This window comes from Chitinophaga deserti (assembly GCF_003149455.1).
Classification (GTDB): domain Bacteria; phylum Bacteroidota; class Bacteroidia; order Chitinophagales; family Chitinophagaceae; genus Chitinophaga; species Chitinophaga deserti.
The window spans coordinates 342,035-360,394 of the sequence record NZ_QFFK01000007.1 but is presented as its reverse complement, the minus strand read 5'-3'; the positions used below and the strand labels follow the sequence as shown (position 1 = coordinate 360,394).

Genomic DNA, 18,360 nt, shown 5'->3' with positions numbered 1-18,360 from the left:
GAAATCGAACAACAGGCGCCTGACGGCAATAAGGAATGCTGGGGCGATAGCTGCACGTTACTGTCTCAAACCCTTAAATACCAACGCGGGATGCACTCATAGGTACAGGTGATTCCAGGGATATAGCATTAAAAGGGATATATTATGTGCAAATATATTATGTGCAATTCGTATTTCATAACGGTAAAGCCTAAACAGTGGTTTTTCACCTTAGTTTACCTGAAAACCACCCCATATGATAAATTACTGATTACCTGCAACCTGTTATCAACTCTTCCATCAGTGCAGCTGCGGAACGATTGTGAAGGCCGCCTGCATTCTGGCCTGCCCAGATGGCGGAATAGGCAGAATTTCCCGTTTCCAGTGCCGCTTTGCAGACAGGAGCCATTAATTGTGATTGCAGAGGGAAGGGAGCCAGTTCGTTTTCCCGGCCGGCAAACTGCCCTCCCAGCTCTGTACATACCGCTCTCGCCAGGCGCCCTGTATATACGCGGGTAAGCTCCGTATACCGGGCTTCGGGGGAAAACAACCTTTCCCGGTAAGTTGCAGAAGCGCCGGATTCCTCACAGGCCAGGAAGGCCGTACCAATCTGGGCGGCCGAAGCACCCAGCCTTAATACTGCCTCCACCCCTGCTGCGTCAGCTATACCGCCTGCGGCTACAATTGGTTTGCTGATATGGCGGTGTAATTGCTGCACCAGGGAGAATACCCCATTCAGGGAATCTTCAGCCTTAGCCAGAAAACTCGGACGATGGCCACCCGCTTCAAAACCTGCCGCCGCAATCACATCTACCCCTGCATCCTCCAGCGCCAATGCCTCATCCAGCGTAGTGGCAGCACCGGCAGTTATAATCCCCTGCCGGCGACACTCCTTCAGAATAGCCTCGTCAGGGATGCCGAACACGAAGCTGAACACTGCGGGCTTCACCGCCAGCATGGCCTCTGCCTGCTTTGCGAACTTACTTTGTATAGAGATGGAAGGAGATGGCATATCTACCCCTAGCACTTCAAAAACAGGCTTTAAACCTTCTTTAACGCGATCCAATTCAGCTATTGTATAGTTAGCAAGTGCGGGGTCCACGTCAGATACCCAGAGGTTCAGGTTCCAGGGCTTTGTAGTAAGTTTCCGGATATCTGACCCCAGCTCCCGGATCTCCTCCGGTTGCAGCGTATAGGCACCATATCCGCCCAGTCCGCCCGCTTCTGATACCGCAGCTACCAGTGCCGGCGTGGAAAGCCCTGCGCCCATGGGGCCCTGAAAAATGGGATACCTTATCCCCAGCATATCCGTGATCTTATTGGATTGTGTCATTGTATTCCGTTTATACCGCCAAGTTAGCCCACTTTCCCCGCCCGGAATGTGACGGCAATCACGTTTTACCCTGCGGAGTTTTATACCGGCGGAATGGTTATTTTTGTACAAATACTACCCCATGAAAGATGTTTTCTCAGAACAGTCCGGGGATTATGCGAAGTTCCGCCCCCATTACCCCGATGAGCTTTTTGATTTCCTGCTTTCCATTGCTCCCGACAGGGAAAACGCCTGGGATTGCGGCACCGGGAACGGACAGGTGGCAGAAAAACTTTCCGGATACTTCCGGGAGGTGGAAGCTACTGACATCAGCCAGCCTCAGCTCGATCAGGCACGCCCACAGCCTAACATCCGCTATTCCCTCCAGCCTGCTGAGAAAACCGTATTCGCAGACCGCTCCTTCGACCTCATTACCGTAGCCCAGGCCATACACTGGTTCGATTTCGATGCCTTCTACCGCGAAGTGAACCGCACCCTCCGCCCCGGAGGTATCCTTGCTGTAATCGGTTACGGACTCCTGCACATTACGCCGGAACTCGATACCGTGATCCGGAAGCTGTATGTAGACATCCTCGGCCAGTACTGGGACCGTGAGCGGAAGTATATCGATGAAAACTATCTCACCATCCCCTTCCCCTACCCGCCATTCCCCACACCCTACTTTGCACATTCCGTTACCTGGAGCTGGGGGCACCTTACCGGGTACCTCTCCACCTGGTCTGCCGTACAGCACTATATGAAAGCACATCAGCACGACCCCATCGCTATTATTGCGGATGAACTCAAAGATGCATGGGGAGAACCTGCAGAAAGAGAAATCCATTTCCCTGTTTTGCTCCGCATCGGAAAGATTTGATTCCAGTGCAACCTATCCGGCAGGTGAATATTGGCGTGCAACGGAAAGTACTGAAAGATAAAGGCACAATACGCATCGGCGTAAGCGATCTCTTCAAATCTTTCCGCTGGGCCAGCACCCGCGACTTTGCAGGTATTTTTGCTGGCTAATAGTTTCGGGCGAAAGGCAAACCGGTCTTGAAACAGAATCAAAACGTGTAAAATAAAAGAAGGACGCCATTACGGCGTCCTTCTTCATTTATCAGGGTTTCCATTTTTTCCATGAATGCAGTGCCGGTACATTTTGCGGCGGCTTCGCTCCTTCCGGTATCACATGAACAGTAAAGGCGCCTTTGAAACCCGCGGGCACAATGGCTTCGAAGCCTGCCAGGATGGTACCGGGGTTAGGTGCGTCATAATCATGTACAGGATCTGTACTCCAGGTGCGGAGCTTCACCGGCACCGGGGCATCGATTACCAGATGCATTGTGCGCCCGTCTTTCCGGAGTATAATAGTCCGATCGTTCTTCAATTCCACGGCAGCAGGCGTCAGCAGCCGCCATTGTATCGTATCAGGGCCGTTGCCGCCTTCCACTTCATCCCGTATCACGGCGCGGTTACCGGGTAACAATGCAATACCACGGATGGCCTTGCTCAGCTGATCCTTATACACTGCAGACATGTCGGTTACTGCGAATTGCAGGGTTTTACCGGTACCTGTGGCGATGATATCAGCGTGGCCTTCCACGAGCTGGAAGCTATTATTTACTGTGAGGGTATTATGTACGAGGTTATTGTACCGCATTACCTGCCAGCGCTGGCTGTTTTGCTGTTTGTTCCAGATGCTGAGGCCACGGGATTCCAGGGAGTTATAATCCTGCATACCCAGATCCGAAGCCCAGCGTACTCCGCCCCAGTCGAGAACGAAAGTACCCACATCCATATGCGCATGATTCACACTGGGCGAACCACCTTTGAAGCCGATGAACATAGCCGAACTATCGCTCCAGGCGGAACGCATCAGCGCAACAGGCATTTCTCCTGCTGCTGTCCAGAAGGTTTTAGCCGGAGCGGGCACATTTTGCATGTTGATGTTTTTACCCCACAGCAGCATGGCAGGCAGCAGGCGGTTGCCGGCATGCGCATCGGGGCGCTGCAGGCGTTGCTTTTCCACATACATGAGTGAGGGGTTATTGGTGCGCTGCGCAAACCAGGCCATGGCGGGTTCCAGGCTTCCTCCGCGTCCTGCATCTGCAAAATTGAACGGCAGGCCAAACGGGCCTGTCATATGCTGGAAGTAGCCTGCGGTTTGGAGGAAGCCGGGCATGGCAGGCAATCCGAAATCACTGCCGGTTAAGTTTTCCAGTGCGCTGATGAACAGCACATTAAAGCTGGTACCATATCCCCAATAGCTATACCCTTCCGGATAAGCCCCTCCGGGGCTGTAAGCTTCCATGGGCAGTACGATGCTGCGGATGCCGCGGTTTATAAGTTGAAGTCCCAGTTCAGGAGCATCTTCATATACTGCCAGTGAGCCAAAGAGCATACCGGCATTGCATACCTGGTTCCAGTTGTGGTGATCTTTCAGCCAGTTGCTGTAGCGCTTTTCGAGTGAAGGACGCATCCCTTTTTCAATGAGGGCGGCACCAATTTCTTTTCGTTGTGCCGGCGTGAGGCGGTCGTATAGCCAGTCGTACCCAATGGCCACTCCCATCGTCATTTCCGCCACATCGAGGAAATGCGAGGGGTTCCAGTCGGTAAAATCCGATACTGCCAGCATTTCACGGATAGCACGGTCGGCATACCGGTTGTCTTTCTCAGTACGCCAGGCGTATGACAGGAAGAAAACCCTCCTGAGGCATTCCCTTGAAACGCTGAGCAAACGTTTGCCTGTCATTTGCCGTTGAAGGACAGGCTCGCCCAGCAGCTTTTCGGATGTACTGATGATGGTGCGGTGAACGGCCTGGCAGGGGCCGGGGGTGCTGATATTTCGCAGTACGGCCGCTTCCTCACCCGCTTTCCAGAGGATACGGGGATGGGAAGGCATCCGGAAGCTGGAGGATAAGGTATCTGATTGTCCACGGGCAGTAAGGCCGAGGAAAAGGAAAAGCCAGGTAAGCTTCATAACAGGATGGAATTTCTTTCGGGTAAAATACAATCTTTCTCCCCGAACCACATGTTTATGTGACAGACGGCCTCCGTGCTACTACCTACATTTGTATTGCCCGTAAATATTGATACCATGCGAACACCCCAGCTTGCGCTCACCATCTTATGCGCTATATCCCTCTGTGCCTGCAGGCGCGACAGAACGCCCCCTTATGAAGACCCCAGTACCGTTCTGAAACGAATGGAATGGAAAGACGGATCACACGAATCCTGGTCTTACGACGCCAACGGTAACCTGGAACGAACCGCAGGCGCCGGACCAACCACTACGGCCGTGGAGCGGGATTACCTCTACAACGATCGCACACTGGGCCTGCTGCAGAAAACATCTATTAAAGAAGACACCTTCTTTTATAACAGTAACCACCGCATATCCCGGATAGAGGAATATGATATGGGGATGCGCGAGGAAGGCGGTAACCGGCTCGACTATACCTATGACGGAAATGGGAAAGTGAGCAGGATGGAATACAGCAGGTACAAAGGCGCCACTTCCCAGCTGCAATCTGTAAGCTTTTACACCTGGAACGATAAGGGACTGCTCATCCAGATCAAAACCACTTCGCCCGGTAACGCCCATGAGTATACGTACGATTTTACACAAAATACCCGAGGCTTTGTTTTTGATCCATGGGCATTTGTAAACCGTTACCATCTTATTGATTTTCAATATGAATTATGGAACGTACCTATTATGCAATGTATGGAAAGGCTCCCTACCCGTATTATGTGGACCCGCAGAACTAACGGGCAGGTCGCCGAACAGGCCAGCTGGGACTTTCAGTATGACGTGGATAAATTCGGCCGTTTAACCCGGCGCACTACAGGAACGGGCGACTGGGTGAAGCTGTTTTATTAACCCGAAGCGCTGGCAGTGAACAATTTACAGTAAAACAGCCATGTATGAAGATTGATTCCATGTACTATGACGCCGGCCCGGGAGCTGTACAGGCGGATGTGTGCCCCGGGAATTTGCCGGTAGCTGGATTAAGGCTGCAGTTTGAGTATGATGCAAAAGGCCGGCTGTCGCGCATGCAATATGCCACGCCCGGTAATGACGCAGGCGCTTCCAATGTTGTGGTTGAATACCAATGGGCTGGAAATCTTCCTTTCCGGATTATACGGACCGATGCCCGCATACCGGGACAGGAATTTATACTGGAATTAACTTATGGCCTGAAACCGGTCCGTTTCGATCATTGGGCTTTGCTAAGCCGATTGCAGCTAACCAATGCCAATACTGAACTCTGGAACCTCCCTCTACTTGCGTCGATAGACAGGTTGCCGCTGTCTGTCCGGTTTACCCGTAAGTACCATGAGCGGGTATGCGAAACATCTTTGTTGTTATTCCGGCAGGAAACGGATGCCTGTAACAGGTTAACGGCACTCACCATCGGGCAGTCAGACAGAATTACGTTCACGTATCCATAAATCCTCCCCGGATTATGGATGGAAATCCACAGCAGTTGGCGCGATCATGGGCCGGAAAGCCTTAATGATAACGGATAATACGTTTGGCATGGAATTACGGGAAAGGAGGAAAAAGGTATAGCATGGAAAAGTGGCATAAAAACCCGTTGCAAGGCATTCCCCAGCCCGACCTGATGCATCTGGCGGTAAAGTTCAACGTATCACTGCAGAAGGTAAAAGCAGCGGTATATACGCTCGGAAATGATCTCCGGGAAATTGAATCCTGGTTAACACAGCGCCGGCAGATCCTCCTGCCGGAAGAAAATTACAACGGATCTTCGCGCAGCCGCTCGTCGGTATAAATGATTTCAGTGCGGCCGTGGGGTTTAGGAACACCGTTCTCATCCACGCTTACAAACACAATTTTATCTACGGTAAGGATAGACTTCTGTGTGATCTTATTACGCACTTCACAAGCCAGCGTAATAGATGTACGGCCGAAGTGGGTGGCTTTAATGCCCAGCTCCACAATATCGCCCTGGCGGGCAGAGTTAATGAAATTGATTTCAGACATATACTTGGTCACACACCCGTTGGTGCCCAGTTGAATGATAGCATATATCGCCGCTTCCTCATCTATCCAGCGGAGGAGGCTTCCGCCAAACAAAGTTCCGTGGGCATTGAGGTCTTCCGGTTTCACCCATTTCCTGGTATAAAAATTCATGTACGTTCCGGTTTTGCCGCGAAATTAGACAAAAACAGGCGTATTCCCTCCCCGCTTTAAACTTCCCGTTTCGCAGTTAAGCCCAATAATTCTTCCTTTCAATACTCCCCGCAGGAGATATAATATGCATCTGTATTACTTTGCGTCATATTACGTCAGAAGTAGCACATGTATTACACTATTTATTTCCCGGATAACATACTGAGCCCTGCGCGCCATGTTGCTTTAGCAACCTGCCGTAACCTCATGTACATACAACAGATACAATAAGCAAATTGCTATATATTTTTAATGGTTATGAAGCTGAAAAATGAGGGCCCGTGTTTTTTACACGGGCTATTTCTTTACCGGTAAAGCCGGTTACCGTTTGGGCCATATTCAGTAGCAATATTGATGGTATATTACCTAAATGAAGTCAGCGGCAGGGAACATGGCGGGAAATCCGGGTCAACACCGGGTGTAATGAGAGTTAAGCGCGGATATAAGGTGGCCTTGAGGTGGACTTAAGGTGGACTTGAGGTGGACTTGATGCGTATGTGAGGTTGCTAAAATCATATTAGCGGTTTGGCGGAGGGGGTGTCTTCAACTGCTTCAAAAACAGTAAAATTAATCCTTAGAATTAACAGCCAGATGATAAGGTAGTTTAATTCCTGTTGTTAAAAATCCCGAAAATATGTCCGTTCATAACAAATGCCCCACCCTTCCTCCCACATTTATGCATTTCATCACAGATTTTATGTTTTACGTAAATTTTTATTTGTTTTGTGAAAAAAGGCTATTATCTTCGGTGTATTACATCATACAGCACAATTTCCGCGCTATGTACACATTTTTCAGAGCCGCATGGCAGAATATAAGGCAAACGGGATCGGTGATGGAGAGCTCTCCGGTGCTGACCAAACGGATGACGAACATCATCCAGTTTCAAAAACCACTGTCTATCGTGGAACTGGGGGCTGGCACCGGCGTTATGACGAAGCGCATTCTTGAGAAAATGAGTGCGGCTTCTACCCTTACTTCTTTTGAAATCAATCCGGAGTTATACAGGCAGCTTACTGCCGTGCAAGATCAGCGTGCTTCCCATCTCAATGCCGACGTGCTCCGCCTCCCTTCATATGTACCTAATGATTCTGCCGACTACATCCTCAGCGGCATCCCGCTCGCCAATCTCGACGCGGGTACTAAAACGCAGTTGCTGGAAAGGTGCTACGAGGCATTGAAGCCCGGCGGTTTCTTCATCCAGTTCCAATATTCCCTTAAAGATATTTCGGCCATCCGTCAACGCTTTCCGGCCGTCAATTACGGATTCACCCTTTTTAATATTCCGCCCGCTTTCATATACTATGCCCAGAAATAACGCCACTGTTACCGGGCGCAACCTGCGCATCATCTGGGCAACCACGCTGTTGGGAAGTATCGCCATATACTTCCTGTATGCACAGCACCTGTCTGCCGGCGAAGTGTCTGCATTTGTAGGGCAATACCCGGGGTGGACCGCAGCGGTATTCTTTGCCATATGTGTTGCACGCGGCCTGGTACTTATTCCGGGCACACCATTTCTGGCAGCGGGCATCCTGCTCTTCCGGGAAGAACCCTGGTTCCTGTTCGGATTATTTATGGCATCAATAGCAGTGGTTTCATGGCTCTTATACCGCTTATCGGGCTGGCTGGGCCTCGCTGCCTGGTTCGAGCAGCGCCATCCGGAAAAGACCGCACGCATGCGGCAGCGGCTGGAAGGGCCTTACGGACAATGGTTTATTGCCCTGTGGGCTTTTGCACCTGTTGCACCTACTGACCTTGCCTGTTACGTGGCCGGCTCAGTAAAGCTCCCTGTGCGGAAGTTCCTGCCGGCACTGCTGGCCGGTGAAGCAGTGATTTGCGGTATTTACATTTTCTTATTGCAATACATCTGATCCATTTATCTGCCTATATGTATAAAACACCTCCAGCCCACCGCAACCGGATTTTCCACGCCTTCCGCTGGCTTGTGGAAGCCTGCTGGTATATAAACTTCGGGCTGATGGCCATCGGCCTGTATTTTCTTATTAAAACGATGTTTGGCGAATCTTCGGCAGACTTCAGCGCCCTGGTACGCTTAAACGCACCACTGTCTTCCATACCGGTGCCCGGGGCTACAATAGAAGCGAAAGACGCCATGGTGCATTTGCATGTACCCAATAACCTGTTTAACCAGGTTACAGCATTCCTCTTCTTCTTCCTGTTCGAAATATTGCTGATTTCGGCCCTGTACAACATCCGCCGCGTGCTCCGCTCCCTGCTGGCACAAAGCCCCTTTTCCGGGGAAACCATCTACCGGCTGAGGCTCACGGCGCTGTTTATCGGGCTGTTCGCACCATATAACCTGCTGCTGAGTGTTACACAATGCGCAATCGTACAGGATCAGATACCGCAGGCGGGAGAAACATTCAGCGTAAACTGGAATTTGGGGATACCCTATATTATTGTTGCTGTGGTAATCTACCTGCTGGTAGATGTATTCAGATACGGCCTGCAGCTGCAACAGGAAAACGAAGCTTTTATATAATGGGCATCATTGTAAACCTGGACGTGGAAATGGCCAAGAATAAGATTTCGCTGAAAGACCTTGCAGCGCGGATCGATATTTCCGTTACCAACCTCAGCCTGCTTAAAACCGGAAAGGTGAAAGGCATCCGCTTCGAAACGCTCGAAGCCCTCTGCCGCGAACTGAAATGTAAACCGGGTGATATCCTCGACTTTCAGCCCGACGACGAATAACCGCATTGATATACATTAAAAGCAAAGGCCGCCTCAACGGGCGGCCTTTTGCATGTTTGATTGTTACAGTTATGGGAAACTTATTTGGGAAAATTATACTCAAAAGCGTAAGTACCTGAACCTACCTGCAGGTATGCATCTTTACCATCCGCAATGGTTTGCACCGCCTTGCCGGATTCGGTTACCGCAACGGATGCAGCACCGGGCAGAATGATCTTCGCAGAGGTATTAGCAGGCACGGTTACTTCCAGCTTCAGCTTACCATCTGCCAGCTTCCACTTAGAAGCAATGGTGCCGTACAGTGATTTAAATTCCGCATTTGCATGCGTGAGGCCTCCGCCGGGGCGGGGCTGAATACGGAACTGCTTGTATCCGGGTGCAGCAGGATCGGGCTGAATGCCGGTTACAGTTTTATACATCCAGTCGCCGATTGCGCCATATGCGTAGTGGTTGAAAGAGTTCATGCCAACATCCTGGAAGGTGCCATCGGGCTTAATACCATCCCAACGCTCCCAGATAGTGGTAGCTCCCATTTTAACGGGATACAGCCACGAAGGGTAGGTTTCCTGCATCAGCAGCTTATAAGCCACATCTGTATAGCCGTAGCGCGTAAGCACATGGCAGAGGTACGGCGTACCGAGGAAACCCGTGGTGAGGTGATTACCGTAAGATTCGATATTATCTACCAGGCGCTTAGCGGCTGCTGCACGCTGCTCTTCCGGAAGAATATCAAAATTCAGGGCCAGTACATAAGCAGTTTGCGTGCTGGATACCATACGGCCGCTGGGTGTTACATATTCACGAAGGAAGGCGTTCTTAATTCTTTTGATGAGTGCTTCGTATTTCTCTACATCGGCAGTTTTCCCGAGAACCTTCGCAGCATTGATCACATTCTGGGTAGAGTGGATATAGAATGCCTGTGCAATGAGGTATTTATCAGTGATGGCAGAGCGGCCGTCGTTATCATGCGGTGCGGAATAGAACAGCCAGTCACCGAAGTGAGGACCGTGGTTCCAAAGCTCGTTGCGGCTGATCTTAGTGATATAATCCACCCAGTTGGTCATGCTCTGGTATTGCACTTCCAGCATACGGCGGTCGCCATAATTCTGGTAGAACTGCCAGGGGATGATGGTCACCACATCTCCCCAACCGGCAGAGCCTGCCCAGGGAATTACCTTAACATCTGGGATCACTACGGGGATGTCTCCATTGGGGCGCTGATCCGCAGCCACATCTTTCATCCATTTGGTGAAGAAGCCGGTAACGTTCATGTTGTAAGCCGCAGTGTTGAAGAACACCTGCGCGTCGCCCGTCCAGCCGAGGCGTTCATCGCGCTGCGGACAGTCGGTAGGTACATCCACAAAGTTGCCTTTCTGGCCCCATTGAATATTACGCTGCAACTGGTTGATCAGCGGGTGCGAGCAGGTGAAGCTGCCGGTTTCGCCCATATCGGAGTACACTGCTATGGCAGTAAAAAGGCTGGTATCCATTGCCTGGCGCATCCCCTTTACCCGGATGTACCGGAAACCCTGGAAAGTAAACCTGGGGGCAAGGGTTTCAGTAGCGCCACCTTTGAGAATAAACTTGTTTTCCTGTTTTGCCGCACGCAGGTTGGCAGTATAGAAATTACCCTCTTTATCCAGTACCTCAGCATGATGAATGGTGATGGTATCGCCGGCATTGCCTTTTACATGCAGCTCTACCCAGCCTACCATATTCTGTCCGAAATCCACCACCGTTTCGCCCTGAGGCGTAGTGATGAATTTAATGGGCTTCAGTCTTTCGTGCTTCTTAACACCCGGTCCTTCCTGCGCCACGAGATTATCTTTCGTGAGCGGCAGTACGGAAGCGGATTGCCAGCCGGCATCACTGAAGCCTGGAGCAGCCCATCCGGCAATTTCCATGCGGGCATCAAGTGTTTCGCCGTTATAGATATCGGAGTAGCGCACGGGGCCGGCATCTGTGGTTTTCCAGGAACCATCGGTAGCAATGGTTTCGCGGGAGCCGTCGCGGTAAGTGATTTCCATCTGGAGCAGGAGCGCAGCCGTTTTACCGTAGGTATTGCGCTGGTTGAGGAACACGAGGTTACCACGGTACCATCCGTCGCCCAGCGTGGCACCTACCACGTTTTCTCCGTTTCGGAGCATGGATGTGATGTCGTACACCTGGTACTGCAGGCGTTTGTCGTAAGCGGTCCATCCCGGTGTGAGGTAATCATCTCCTACCCTTTTTCCGTTGATGTGTGCTTCATACAATCCGCGTGCAGTAACGAACAGCCGGGCCTGCTGTATGGGTTTGGCCACCTGGAAAGGCTTACGGAACAATGGACTGGGGCCGGGTTTGCCTGTAGTATCATTACTACGGCCAATCCATTCGGCGGTCCAGTCGCGCGGCTGTAGCAGCCCCATTTCCCAGGATGCTACGCTGCTCCAGGGGGATGCTTTACCATTGCGGTCATACACCCGTACCTGCCAGAACACGCGCTCGCGCGATTGCAGGGCGTTGCCTCCATAGGGAATGTGAAGCGATTCACCGGAGCTTACCTTACCGCTTTGCCAGCCAATTTCTTTCCCTTTGGCTAGCGCAGCGGCATTGGCTCCGGTGCGTAGTTCGTAGGCAGATTGCATGAAATCGCGGCCGGCGGAACGCGTCTGCCAGCTGAGGCGCGGTTGCGCCGCTGCAATGCCCATGGGAGATTCGCGGTACTCTGTTGTCAGCTTTTCGGGCAGAAAGGATTGCGCATGCACGGCAGCGGGAAGGGCTGCAGCGGCAATGGTCGCAGTTGTCAAAACGTGGAATAGATAGGATCTTATATGCATGTCTTTATCAGTTTTCAGGCGGTGATGCCCAAAATATACATTTCCGCCAGAACCACTATCCTGCACCTACCTGCCCGTTGACTATTTTTCATTAATTTACAGGACAAGGGCATCATCAAAACAATATCACATGAAAACAATCATAGCAGCCATATGCTTATTACTGGCCGTTCCGGCCATCTCCAAAGCACAGGCCGACGCCATCAACGGTGTGTGGCTCAACGAAGAGAAAGATGCAAAAATTCAGATCTACCGGAATGGTAATCAATATTTCGGGAAGCTGATCTGGATGGTGAAGGCCATGGAAGATGATGGCAAAACACCCCGGAAAGATGCGAAGAATACCAATGCCGCTCTCCGCACCCGTCCGCTTCAGGGCCTCGTGATCCTTTCCGGCTTTGAATATGATACAGACGATGCCGAGTGGGAAGACGGGAAGATTTATGATCCCAAAAGCGGCAAAACCTACAGCAGTAAAATGAAACTCAAAGGCAATACGCTGGACATCCGTGGATATGTCGGCGTATCTATGTTCGGGCGCACCACCACCTGGACGCGTTCCGAATAAAATAAAAAGGGCTGAACGCATCCGTTCAGCCCTGCAGGCTCCTGCGGTATTGCATATAAATCCGTCCAATATTTGCAATACCATTTATCGATCCCATCGCTACTTGCCTGCTTTAACCGTATCTAACAATTAAAACGTATACGCATTATAAGTTAGTCATGTCCTTCCTGCTTTACGAGCTTATTATATACCCCGAACAACAGGAAAGGCGCCGCCCACTGGCCCACAAACAGTCCCGCATGCTTCTTTCCCATACACGTCAGCGCCAGGGATACGGTCATAGCCCCTATTGCGGCCCATAAGTATGTATCCGACGGTAACTTTGCAGTTTGATCTTCAATCATTTCCGCCACTTTGCCTTCCTTGTGGCTGTTGGTAAGATTTGCCATAACAATAAGTTTTAATCGCTGTTTTTATCAGTACTGAATTCGTTATTCTCTTCGTCCTCCGAACCTATTTCTTCCGCATCATCATCATCTTCACTGCCCGGTACATCTAAGGATTCGTCTTCATTGAGCGGGTCGCCATCTTCGTCGGTACTATCCGGACGGGCTTCATGCAGGCGCAGCTCTTCTTCATCATCCGGATCAACATTGGCAGCATCATCAAGCAATTTCCGCTCTCCATTACTCACATTATCTTCTCCTTCCGGATCATCTTCATTCAGATCATCCAGCAGGCCCTCTCCTTCTTCGTCGGCCGATGAAGCTGTAGTATCTGCCAGTTCTCCTGCAGGCTGTTCCACATGAATGTGTTCCTGACCGGGGATGTCTTTCACTTCGGGGAGATCGATGCTGGTTTCTTCAGGTGCCAGCTTATCCAGATCTTTTGGATTATCCTGTAAATCGCGTTCGTTTTTCATAACTGATGTTTAGATAAGTGGTGAAAGAACCATGCCATGCAGTAACAGCCGGAGAGGCGCCCTTATACCGTGGCGCTACCGCCACACTTCCTGCCAAACCGTAGCTGAACGGAGCCGCCTGTACATTCCACAACTCAACGGCTCCATCCTGCAACTCATGGATAAATTGAAGGCCTGCCCGCCTGCAGGGGCGAGTTTTGTCCTTAAATCAACGGATTATGAAACTGACCGTCCTCATCATCATGATACAACTGCTGTCTGCCCCGCTGCTCCACGCGGCTGATTTCCGGCTGGTGAAGCAATCCAGCGACATCTTCCTGTACGAGCGCTGGATCGGCGGCGGAGACGAAGCCGTACGTGAGCTGAAAGCCGTATTCCTCGTACGGGCAGATGCTCCTGCCATTATCCGCCTCCTGAGGGATCCGCAACGCGGCCCGCGCTGGAACCCTTCCGCCCGGGAATACAAAGTAATGCCTGCTCCGGACCCTGATCACTGGTATAACTACATCCGCTACGCTATACCCTGGCCTTTCGAAGATCAGGACTGCTGCCTCTCCTTCCACATACATTCCCCCCTGGAAGTACAATTCGAAAGCGCACAGCATCCGGATTATCCGCCGGGAGAAGGCCGCACACGGCTTACCGGTGTTAAAGGCCGCTGGATCATGGAGCCACGGCATTCCGGGATGGTACAGGTGCAGTACTTCATTACTACTCATCGCAACCGGAAACTTCCCCGCTGGGCTTCGGACCCTATCGTGCATAACAACCTCGTGAAAACGATGACTCAATTCAAACAACTCGCAGAACAATGACCTACACTTTAATTACCGGCGCCAGTGCCGGACTGGGAAAGGCTTTTGCCATACAGTGCGCGCGGATGGGCATGAACCTCGTGCTCATCGCGCTGCCAGGCAGCCAGGCTTCTTCCCTTGCGCAGCATATCATGGAAGAGTATCCGGTAGACGTCCGTGCTTTTGAGCTGGACCTCACCGATACCGCCCAGATGCAATATCACCTGCCGGAGATCCTTTCCGCTTTCCCCGTCAGTTTCCTCATCAACAATGCCGGTATCGGTGGTACGGCAGCACTGGCAGATACGCCTTTGGAAAACATCGACCGTATTATTCAGCTGAACGTAAGGGGTACTGCATTGCTTACACGCCTGATGATCCCGCACCTGCTACAACACGAGCGCAGTTACATCCTCAACATTTCCAGTATGGCATCTTTCACGCCCATAGCTTACAAAACAGTGTACCCCGCCTCCAAGGCATTCATCACCTCCTTTTCACTGGGCATACGGGAGGAGTATGCTGGCACAGGACTCTCTGTAAGCGTGGCATGCCCCGGCCCTATCCTCACCAATTCCGGAACGGCAAGGCGCATTATTGGCCAGGGGCTTAAAGCGCGTATGGGATTACTCCCTACCCATGAAATTGCCCGGATAGCCTTGCGGTTAACGCTGGCAGGACAGCCCGTGATCATACCCGGCCTTGCCAACAGGATCAGTCATTTCCTCATGCAACTCATGCCCGGGAGCATGCGGCTGCGGCTCATTTCCCGGGAAGTGAAAAAAGAAATGCAGTTCAGCGTATGAGTAAAGTACTGATCACCGGAGCTACCGGACTACTAGGTGCCAACCTCACCCGCGAACTCTACCGGCTGGGCCACGACATACGGCTGCTCGTGCGTCCCACCGCCAACCTCCGCCTCCTCGATGACATACCTGCCGAGATCTTCCACGGCGATGTGCAGCACGAAGCCGCCGTGAACCTCGCCGTAAGCGGCTGCGAATACGTAGTACATGCCGCCAGCATTACCGACCAGTGGGGCATTACTTTCGACGATTACGAACGTGTAAATTATACCGGCACCGTACTGATCGCCGATGCCTGCAGGCGGCATAATGTGAGAAAGCTCATATACGTCAGCACTGCCAACACTCTTGGCCCGGGTTCTAAAACTGAGCCGGGGAACGAGCTGGCAGGTTTCTCCCTCTTTGGTGCAGGCTCCGGATATATCAACAGCAAATACCTGGCGCAGCAATATGTTCTGGAACAGGTAGAGAAACACGGATTGCCTGCCGTAGTGGTAAACCCCACTTTCATTATTGGTCCGCATGATGCGCGCCCCAGCAGCGGCAAACTTTTGCTGCATGGGATTAATTCGCGGTGGGTATGGTGCCCGCCCGGTGGAAAGAACTTTGTGCATGTGGGAGATGTTTGCCGTGGTATTGCCCTTGCCATGGAGAAAGGGAAACCCGGCAACTGCTACCTGCTGGCCGGTGAAAACCTCAGCTACCGGGAATTCTTCCGCATCGTCAGCCGCACCGTAAGCAGGAAACGTATGTTGCTCACCATCCCGGGATGGATATTAAAAGCAGGCGGACTGGCAGGCTCTCTTGCCGGCAAACTCACCGGGCGCAGGCCGAAGCTCAATTACACTACCGCCTGGCTACTGTGCCTCGAAAACTATTATACCGGCCGCAAATCCGAGCGGGAACTGGGTATGCGCTATGTATCCACTGAAACTGCCGTTATTGACGCCTGCGCCTGGTTGAAGGAAAATGACTATTTTTAATTGTACCGCAGCCCATGGAGATTACTTCTTTCGACAAATACTTTTCCAGCAAATACTTCCGATACCTCGTACGGATCGTGATCCTGTACCTCATCAGCACCATCTTCAAATCGTTCGACCAGTCGTTCATTGCCGAACTTACTTTATTCAACCTGCGGGGGCACATGTTCAGCATCTGTTATGTGCTGTATGGCCTTCTTGCATGGGAAGGTGCTATTAAAGTGGCTGCATGGGCAGAGCCGCGGTATACGCATCAGAAGTTCATTAAACCCGCTGTAAGCCTCCTGCTTTATGGATTAGTGGCTGCCTATTTTTTCGGGATGACCTATGCCGCGTTCGACATCCTTTTCTTCGACCGATACGAAGCCTGGGAAAGCGTGCGTCATTTCAGCTGGGATCTTATCTTCGGTACCTACATCTTTTACCTGCTGCTGCTCACCGTTAACGGCATTATGTTCTATTACAAGGCATGGAAAGAAAACCAGCTGCAGACAGAACGCCTTATGCGGGAGAACATACAGGCCAAATACGATGCCCTGCGTAACCAGATAGATCCGCATTTCTTTTTCAACTCTCTCAGTGTACTCACCAACCTGGTATATAAAAGCCCCGACCTGGCAGCGGATTACATCACCCAGCTGGCGAAAACCTACCGCTACATCCTCGATAAGAAATTCGAGAACCTGGTACCCATCCGTACCGAACTGGACTTCCTGGAATCTTATCTCTTCCTGATACGCATCAGGCATCAGAGCAGTATACAGTTTCATGCGCAAATAGACGAGAACATTCAGCAAAAAGGATTGATCCCCCCAGCCACATTACAGTTGCTGGTAGAAAACGCGATCAAGCACAACCGCTTCTCCGCAAATGATCCATTACTGATAGAAGTTAAAAGCGAAAACGGATCGCTTGTTATCACCAATCAGCTAAGGCCGCGGTTGCAGCAGGAAACTCCTTCAGGCATTGGGCTGGAGAATATTCATAAACGTTACGAGCTGTCTATAGGAAGAGGAATTGAAGTGATACCCTCTCCGGATACATTCACCGTTAAAATACCGGTTATCCTCTCATGAAAGTAACCATATTCGAAGACGAGATCCATAATGCAGAAAGGCTCTCGCAGTTACTACGTCAATGCCGCCCCGATATCGAGATTTCCGGGGTGATATCTTCCGTGTCGGAAGGCCTGCAGTGGATGAAAGAAGAACACCCGGCCGATCTGATGTTTATGGACATCCAGCTGTCTGATGGTAACTGCTTTGAGCTGTTCAACCATGCACAGGTGAATACGCCTATCATATTCACCACGGCCTACGACGGGTTTGCGCTGCAGGCTTTTAAGGTGAACAGCATCGATTACCTCATGAAACCCATCGACCAGAAGGAACTGCGGCAGGCCCTCGACAAATTTGAACAATTCAGGCCGGCACAGCCCTACCGGCTCGATATAGCAGGCATTGCAGAAGAGTTCCTCCGGCGGGATCATGCCCGGTTCATCGGGCGGCTCAATAACCAGCTGATTTATGTGAAAGCAAAAGATATAGCGTGGCTGCAATTCACCAAAGGCGTAACCTGGGCCACTACATTCGAAGGGCAGCGCCTGCCATTGGATTACTCACTCGACCAGATGGAGAAGCTGCTGGACAGGCACCAGTTTTTCCGGATAAACCGGCAGTTTATAGTACAGATAGACGGTATCCGGAAGATCATGACCTATTACAACAGCCGCTTTATCCTGCAACTGGAACCTGTGGCGGGAGAAGATGTCATTATCAGCCGCGAGCGGGTAAATGATTTCAAGAGCTGGCTGGAAGGGCGCCTGCCTTCGGGGAGCTAGTGCTTCTTTTCCTGGACTTTATCAGGGAAGGGCAGGTACATAGGCAATGCTGCAGAGCCGTACCAGCGGTAGCATTCTGCTTCGAGAAGCCCTCCGGCAATGGCGGGGTCAGTTTTCAGGAGTTGCTGCGCTTCATCAATCTCTTTTACGTTCAGGATGAATATCCCGCGCCAGTTACGGTCGTTTTTACCCAGTGGCCCTGCAACGGTCAGTTTTCCTGCCTTTGCAAGCCGGCCCATATTCTCCATATGCCCGCGGAACAGCGCCGATACGGTGTCTTTGTTATCTGATGGACGGGGACCGGTTTTGAGGATCACCAATACATACATTTTCATGCCATAGGGGTCGGCCCCGAGGGAATCTGCCAGGTGCTTGTCATAGGCCGGGCTGCCCTGCTGTGCCCGGAGGGTGGTGGATGTAACTAACAGAGCAACAGTGAGGTAGAGGTACTTCATAAACCTGATTTCCACAAAAGTAGGGAA

General features: G+C 51.4%; 22 protein-coding genes. 15 read left to right on the top strand and 7 right to left on the bottom strand.

What is annotated here, in order from left to right; genetic code table 11:
• Positions 1-250 precede the first annotated feature (250 nt).
• The gene (locus tag DEV76_RS18075; protein WP_109699321.1) at positions 251-1,312 is read right to left on the bottom strand and encodes an NAD(P)H-dependent flavin oxidoreductase; all 1,062 of its coding nucleotides are present in this window, start codon (positions 1,310-1,312) and stop codon (positions 251-253) included.
• Positions 1,313-1,433: 121 nt separating this feature from the next.
• Between DEV76_RS18075 and DEV76_RS18070 the strand changes: the two genes are divergently transcribed.
• Both DEV76_RS18070 and DEV76_RS18065 read left to right on the top strand, forming a co-directional pair.
• The gene (locus DEV76_RS18070; RefSeq protein ID WP_109699320.1) at positions 1,434-2,168 is read left to right on the top strand and encodes a class I SAM-dependent methyltransferase; all 735 of its coding nucleotides are present in this window, start codon (positions 1,434-1,436) and stop codon (positions 2,166-2,168) included.
• Positions 2,169-2,173: 5 nt separating this feature from the next.
• Positions 2,174-2,317 (top strand): outer membrane beta-barrel protein, encoded by a 144-nt coding sequence (locus DEV76_RS18065; RefSeq protein WP_157962967.1) that lies wholly within the window; start codon positions 2,174-2,176, stop codon positions 2,315-2,317.
• Positions 2,318-2,408: 91 nt separating this feature from the next.
• Here DEV76_RS18065 and DEV76_RS18060 read toward each other — a convergent pair whose 3' ends face one another.
• Entirely contained in the window at positions 2,409-4,271 is a 1,863-nt protein-coding gene (locus DEV76_RS18060; RefSeq protein WP_109699318.1) for a heparinase II/III domain-containing protein, read from the bottom strand.
• A gap of 117 nt (positions 4,272-4,388) precedes the next feature.
• On the opposite strand from DEV76_RS18060, the gene DEV76_RS18055 reads away from it, so the two are divergent.
• From DEV76_RS18055 to DEV76_RS18045, 3 genes are all read left to right on the top strand, one after another.
• Positions 4,389-5,174, top strand: a complete 786-nt coding sequence (locus DEV76_RS18055; protein ID WP_157962966.1) for a hypothetical protein — start codon at positions 4,389-4,391, stop codon at positions 5,172-5,174.
• A gap of 44 nt (positions 5,175-5,218) precedes the next feature.
• Positions 5,219-5,746: a hypothetical protein gene (locus DEV76_RS18050; RefSeq protein ID WP_109699316.1), complete on the top strand. Its 528-nt coding sequence runs from the start codon at positions 5,219-5,221 to the stop codon at positions 5,744-5,746.
• Between the two features lie 122 nt (positions 5,747-5,868).
• Positions 5,869-6,087 (top strand): hypothetical protein, encoded by a 219-nt coding sequence (locus tag DEV76_RS18045; protein WP_109699315.1) that lies wholly within the window; start codon positions 5,869-5,871, stop codon positions 6,085-6,087.
• Here the strand turns inward: DEV76_RS18045 and DEV76_RS18040 are convergent.
• Positions 6,051-6,449: an acyl-CoA thioesterase gene (locus DEV76_RS18040; RefSeq protein WP_109699314.1), complete on the bottom strand. Its 399-nt coding sequence runs from the start codon at positions 6,447-6,449 to the stop codon at positions 6,051-6,053. The genes DEV76_RS18045 and DEV76_RS18040 overlap by 37 nt on opposite strands.
• An 820-nt stretch (positions 6,450-7,269) precedes the next feature.
• On the opposite strand from DEV76_RS18040, the gene DEV76_RS18035 reads away from it, so the two are divergent.
• Genes DEV76_RS18035 through DEV76_RS18020 form a run of 4 tightly spaced genes read left to right on the top strand, consistent with a single transcriptional unit; the run spans position 7,270 to position 9,206 of the window.
• Positions 7,270-7,806 (top strand): class I SAM-dependent methyltransferase, encoded by a 537-nt coding sequence (locus DEV76_RS18035; protein ID WP_157962965.1) that lies wholly within the window; start codon positions 7,270-7,272, stop codon positions 7,804-7,806.
• On the top strand, positions 7,793-8,362 hold the full coding sequence (locus DEV76_RS18030) for a VTT domain-containing protein (RefSeq protein WP_109699312.1): 570 nt from the start codon (positions 7,793-7,795) through the stop codon (positions 8,360-8,362). Before DEV76_RS18035 ends, DEV76_RS18030 begins: the two co-directional genes overlap by 14 nt.
• Positions 8,363-8,379: 17 nt before the next feature.
• The gene (locus DEV76_RS18025; RefSeq protein ID WP_109699311.1) at positions 8,380-8,994 is read left to right on the top strand and encodes a DUF2975 domain-containing protein; all 615 of its coding nucleotides are present in this window, start codon (positions 8,380-8,382) and stop codon (positions 8,992-8,994) included.
• The gene (locus tag DEV76_RS18020) at positions 8,994-9,206 is read left to right on the top strand and encodes a helix-turn-helix domain-containing protein (protein WP_109699310.1); all 213 of its coding nucleotides are present in this window, start codon (positions 8,994-8,996) and stop codon (positions 9,204-9,206) included. The genes DEV76_RS18025 and DEV76_RS18020 overlap by 1 nt, the downstream gene beginning before the upstream one ends.
• An 80-nt stretch (positions 9,207-9,286) precedes the next feature.
• Here the strand turns inward: DEV76_RS18020 and DEV76_RS18015 are convergent, their stop codons facing one another.
• Positions 9,287-11,995: a glycoside hydrolase family 78 protein gene (locus DEV76_RS18015; protein ID WP_232826982.1), complete on the bottom strand. Its 2,709-nt coding sequence runs from the start codon at positions 11,993-11,995 to the stop codon at positions 9,287-9,289.
• Positions 11,996-12,155: 160 nt separating this feature from the next.
• Between DEV76_RS18015 and DEV76_RS18010 the strand changes: the two genes are divergently transcribed.
• Positions 12,156-12,593: a DUF2147 domain-containing protein gene (locus DEV76_RS18010; RefSeq protein WP_109699309.1), complete on the top strand. Its 438-nt coding sequence runs from the start codon at positions 12,156-12,158 to the stop codon at positions 12,591-12,593.
• Between the two features lie 152 nt (positions 12,594-12,745).
• Here DEV76_RS18010 and DEV76_RS18005 read toward each other — a convergent pair whose 3' ends face one another.
• The gene (locus DEV76_RS18005; RefSeq protein ID WP_109699308.1) at positions 12,746-12,982 is read right to left on the bottom strand and encodes a hypothetical protein; all 237 of its coding nucleotides are present in this window, start codon (positions 12,980-12,982) and stop codon (positions 12,746-12,748) included.
• Positions 12,983-12,993: 11 nt separating this feature from the next.
• The gene (locus tag DEV76_RS18000) at positions 12,994-13,455 is read right to left on the bottom strand and encodes a hypothetical protein (protein ID WP_109699307.1); all 462 of its coding nucleotides are present in this window, start codon (positions 13,453-13,455) and stop codon (positions 12,994-12,996) included.
• Between the two features lie 218 nt (positions 13,456-13,673).
• Between DEV76_RS18000 and DEV76_RS17995 the strand changes: the two genes are divergently transcribed.
• Genes DEV76_RS17995 through DEV76_RS17975 form a run of 5 tightly spaced genes read left to right on the top strand, consistent with a single transcriptional unit; the run spans position 13,674 to position 17,878 of the window.
• Positions 13,674-14,270: an SRPBCC family protein gene (locus tag DEV76_RS17995; RefSeq protein ID WP_109699306.1), complete on the top strand. Its 597-nt coding sequence runs from the start codon at positions 13,674-13,676 to the stop codon at positions 14,268-14,270.
• Complete coding sequence (locus DEV76_RS17990) at positions 14,267-15,055, top strand: SDR family NAD(P)-dependent oxidoreductase (RefSeq protein WP_109699305.1); 789 nt, start codon at positions 14,267-14,269, stop codon at positions 15,053-15,055. The genes DEV76_RS17995 and DEV76_RS17990 overlap by 4 nt, the downstream gene beginning before the upstream one ends.
• Positions 15,052-16,038: an NAD-dependent epimerase/dehydratase family protein gene (locus DEV76_RS17985; RefSeq protein ID WP_109699304.1), complete on the top strand. Its 987-nt coding sequence runs from the start codon at positions 15,052-15,054 to the stop codon at positions 16,036-16,038. The genes DEV76_RS17990 and DEV76_RS17985 overlap by 4 nt, the downstream gene beginning before the upstream one ends.
• 14 nt (positions 16,039-16,052) lie before the next feature.
• Complete coding sequence (locus DEV76_RS17980; RefSeq protein WP_109699303.1) at positions 16,053-17,114, top strand: sensor histidine kinase; 1,062 nt, start codon at positions 16,053-16,055, stop codon at positions 17,112-17,114.
• A complete protein-coding gene (locus DEV76_RS17975) occupies positions 17,111-17,878 on the top strand; it encodes a LytR/AlgR family response regulator transcription factor (protein ID WP_109699302.1) in 768 nt (255 codons plus the stop codon). Before DEV76_RS17980 ends, DEV76_RS17975 begins: the two co-directional genes overlap by 4 nt.
• Here the strand turns inward: DEV76_RS17975 and DEV76_RS17970 are convergent.
• Entirely contained in the window at positions 17,875-18,333 is a 459-nt protein-coding gene (locus DEV76_RS17970; RefSeq protein WP_109699301.1) for a YciI family protein, read from the bottom strand. The genes DEV76_RS17975 and DEV76_RS17970 overlap by 4 nt on opposite strands.
• Positions 18,334-18,360: the final 27 nt, after the last annotated feature.

Excerpts from the sequence above, each read along its gene's own strand:
- DEV76_RS18075 (WP_109699321.1), bottom strand. The coding sequence starts at position 1,312 with ATGACACAATCCAATAAGATCACGGATATGCTGGGGATAAGGTATCCC.
- DEV76_RS18070 (WP_109699320.1), top strand. The coding sequence starts at position 1,434 with ATGAAAGATGTTTTCTCAGAACAGTCCGGGGATTATGCGAAGTTCCGC.
- DEV76_RS18060 (WP_109699318.1), bottom strand. The coding sequence starts at position 4,271 with ATGAAGCTTACCTGGCTTTTCCTTTTCCTCGGCCTTACTGCCCGTGGA.
- DEV76_RS18055 (WP_157962966.1), top strand. The coding sequence starts at position 4,389 with ATGCGAACACCCCAGCTTGCGCTCACCATCTTATGCGCTATATCCCTC.
- DEV76_RS18050 (WP_109699316.1), top strand. The coding sequence starts at position 5,219 with ATGAAGATTGATTCCATGTACTATGACGCCGGCCCGGGAGCTGTACAG.
- DEV76_RS18045 (WP_109699315.1), top strand. The coding sequence starts at position 5,869 with ATGGAAAAGTGGCATAAAAACCCGTTGCAAGGCATTCCCCAGCCCGAC.
- DEV76_RS18040 (WP_109699314.1), bottom strand. The coding sequence starts at position 6,449 with ATGAATTTTTATACCAGGAAATGGGTGAAACCGGAAGACCTCAATGCC.
- DEV76_RS18035 (WP_157962965.1), top strand. The coding sequence starts at position 7,270 with ATGTACACATTTTTCAGAGCCGCATGGCAGAATATAAGGCAAACGGGA.
- DEV76_RS18030 (WP_109699312.1), top strand. The coding sequence starts at position 7,793 with ATGCCCAGAAATAACGCCACTGTTACCGGGCGCAACCTGCGCATCATC.
- DEV76_RS18025 (WP_109699311.1), top strand. The coding sequence starts at position 8,380 with ATGTATAAAACACCTCCAGCCCACCGCAACCGGATTTTCCACGCCTTC.
- DEV76_RS18020 (WP_109699310.1), top strand. The coding sequence starts at position 8,994 with ATGGGCATCATTGTAAACCTGGACGTGGAAATGGCCAAGAATAAGATT.
- DEV76_RS18010 (WP_109699309.1), top strand. The coding sequence starts at position 12,156 with ATGAAAACAATCATAGCAGCCATATGCTTATTACTGGCCGTTCCGGCC.
- DEV76_RS18005 (WP_109699308.1), bottom strand. The coding sequence starts at position 12,982 with ATGGCAAATCTTACCAACAGCCACAAGGAAGGCAAAGTGGCGGAAATG.
- DEV76_RS18000 (WP_109699307.1), bottom strand. The coding sequence starts at position 13,455 with ATGAAAAACGAACGCGATTTACAGGATAATCCAAAAGATCTGGATAAG.
- DEV76_RS17995 (WP_109699306.1), top strand. The coding sequence starts at position 13,674 with ATGAAACTGACCGTCCTCATCATCATGATACAACTGCTGTCTGCCCCG.
- DEV76_RS17990 (WP_109699305.1), top strand. The coding sequence starts at position 14,267 with ATGACCTACACTTTAATTACCGGCGCCAGTGCCGGACTGGGAAAGGCT.
- DEV76_RS17985 (WP_109699304.1), top strand. The coding sequence starts at position 15,052 with ATGAGTAAAGTACTGATCACCGGAGCTACCGGACTACTAGGTGCCAAC.
- DEV76_RS17980 (WP_109699303.1), top strand. The coding sequence starts at position 16,053 with ATGGAGATTACTTCTTTCGACAAATACTTTTCCAGCAAATACTTCCGA.
- DEV76_RS17975 (WP_109699302.1), top strand. The coding sequence starts at position 17,111 with ATGAAAGTAACCATATTCGAAGACGAGATCCATAATGCAGAAAGGCTC.
- DEV76_RS17970 (WP_109699301.1), bottom strand. The coding sequence starts at position 18,333 with ATGAAGTACCTCTACCTCACTGTTGCTCTGTTAGTTACATCCACCACC.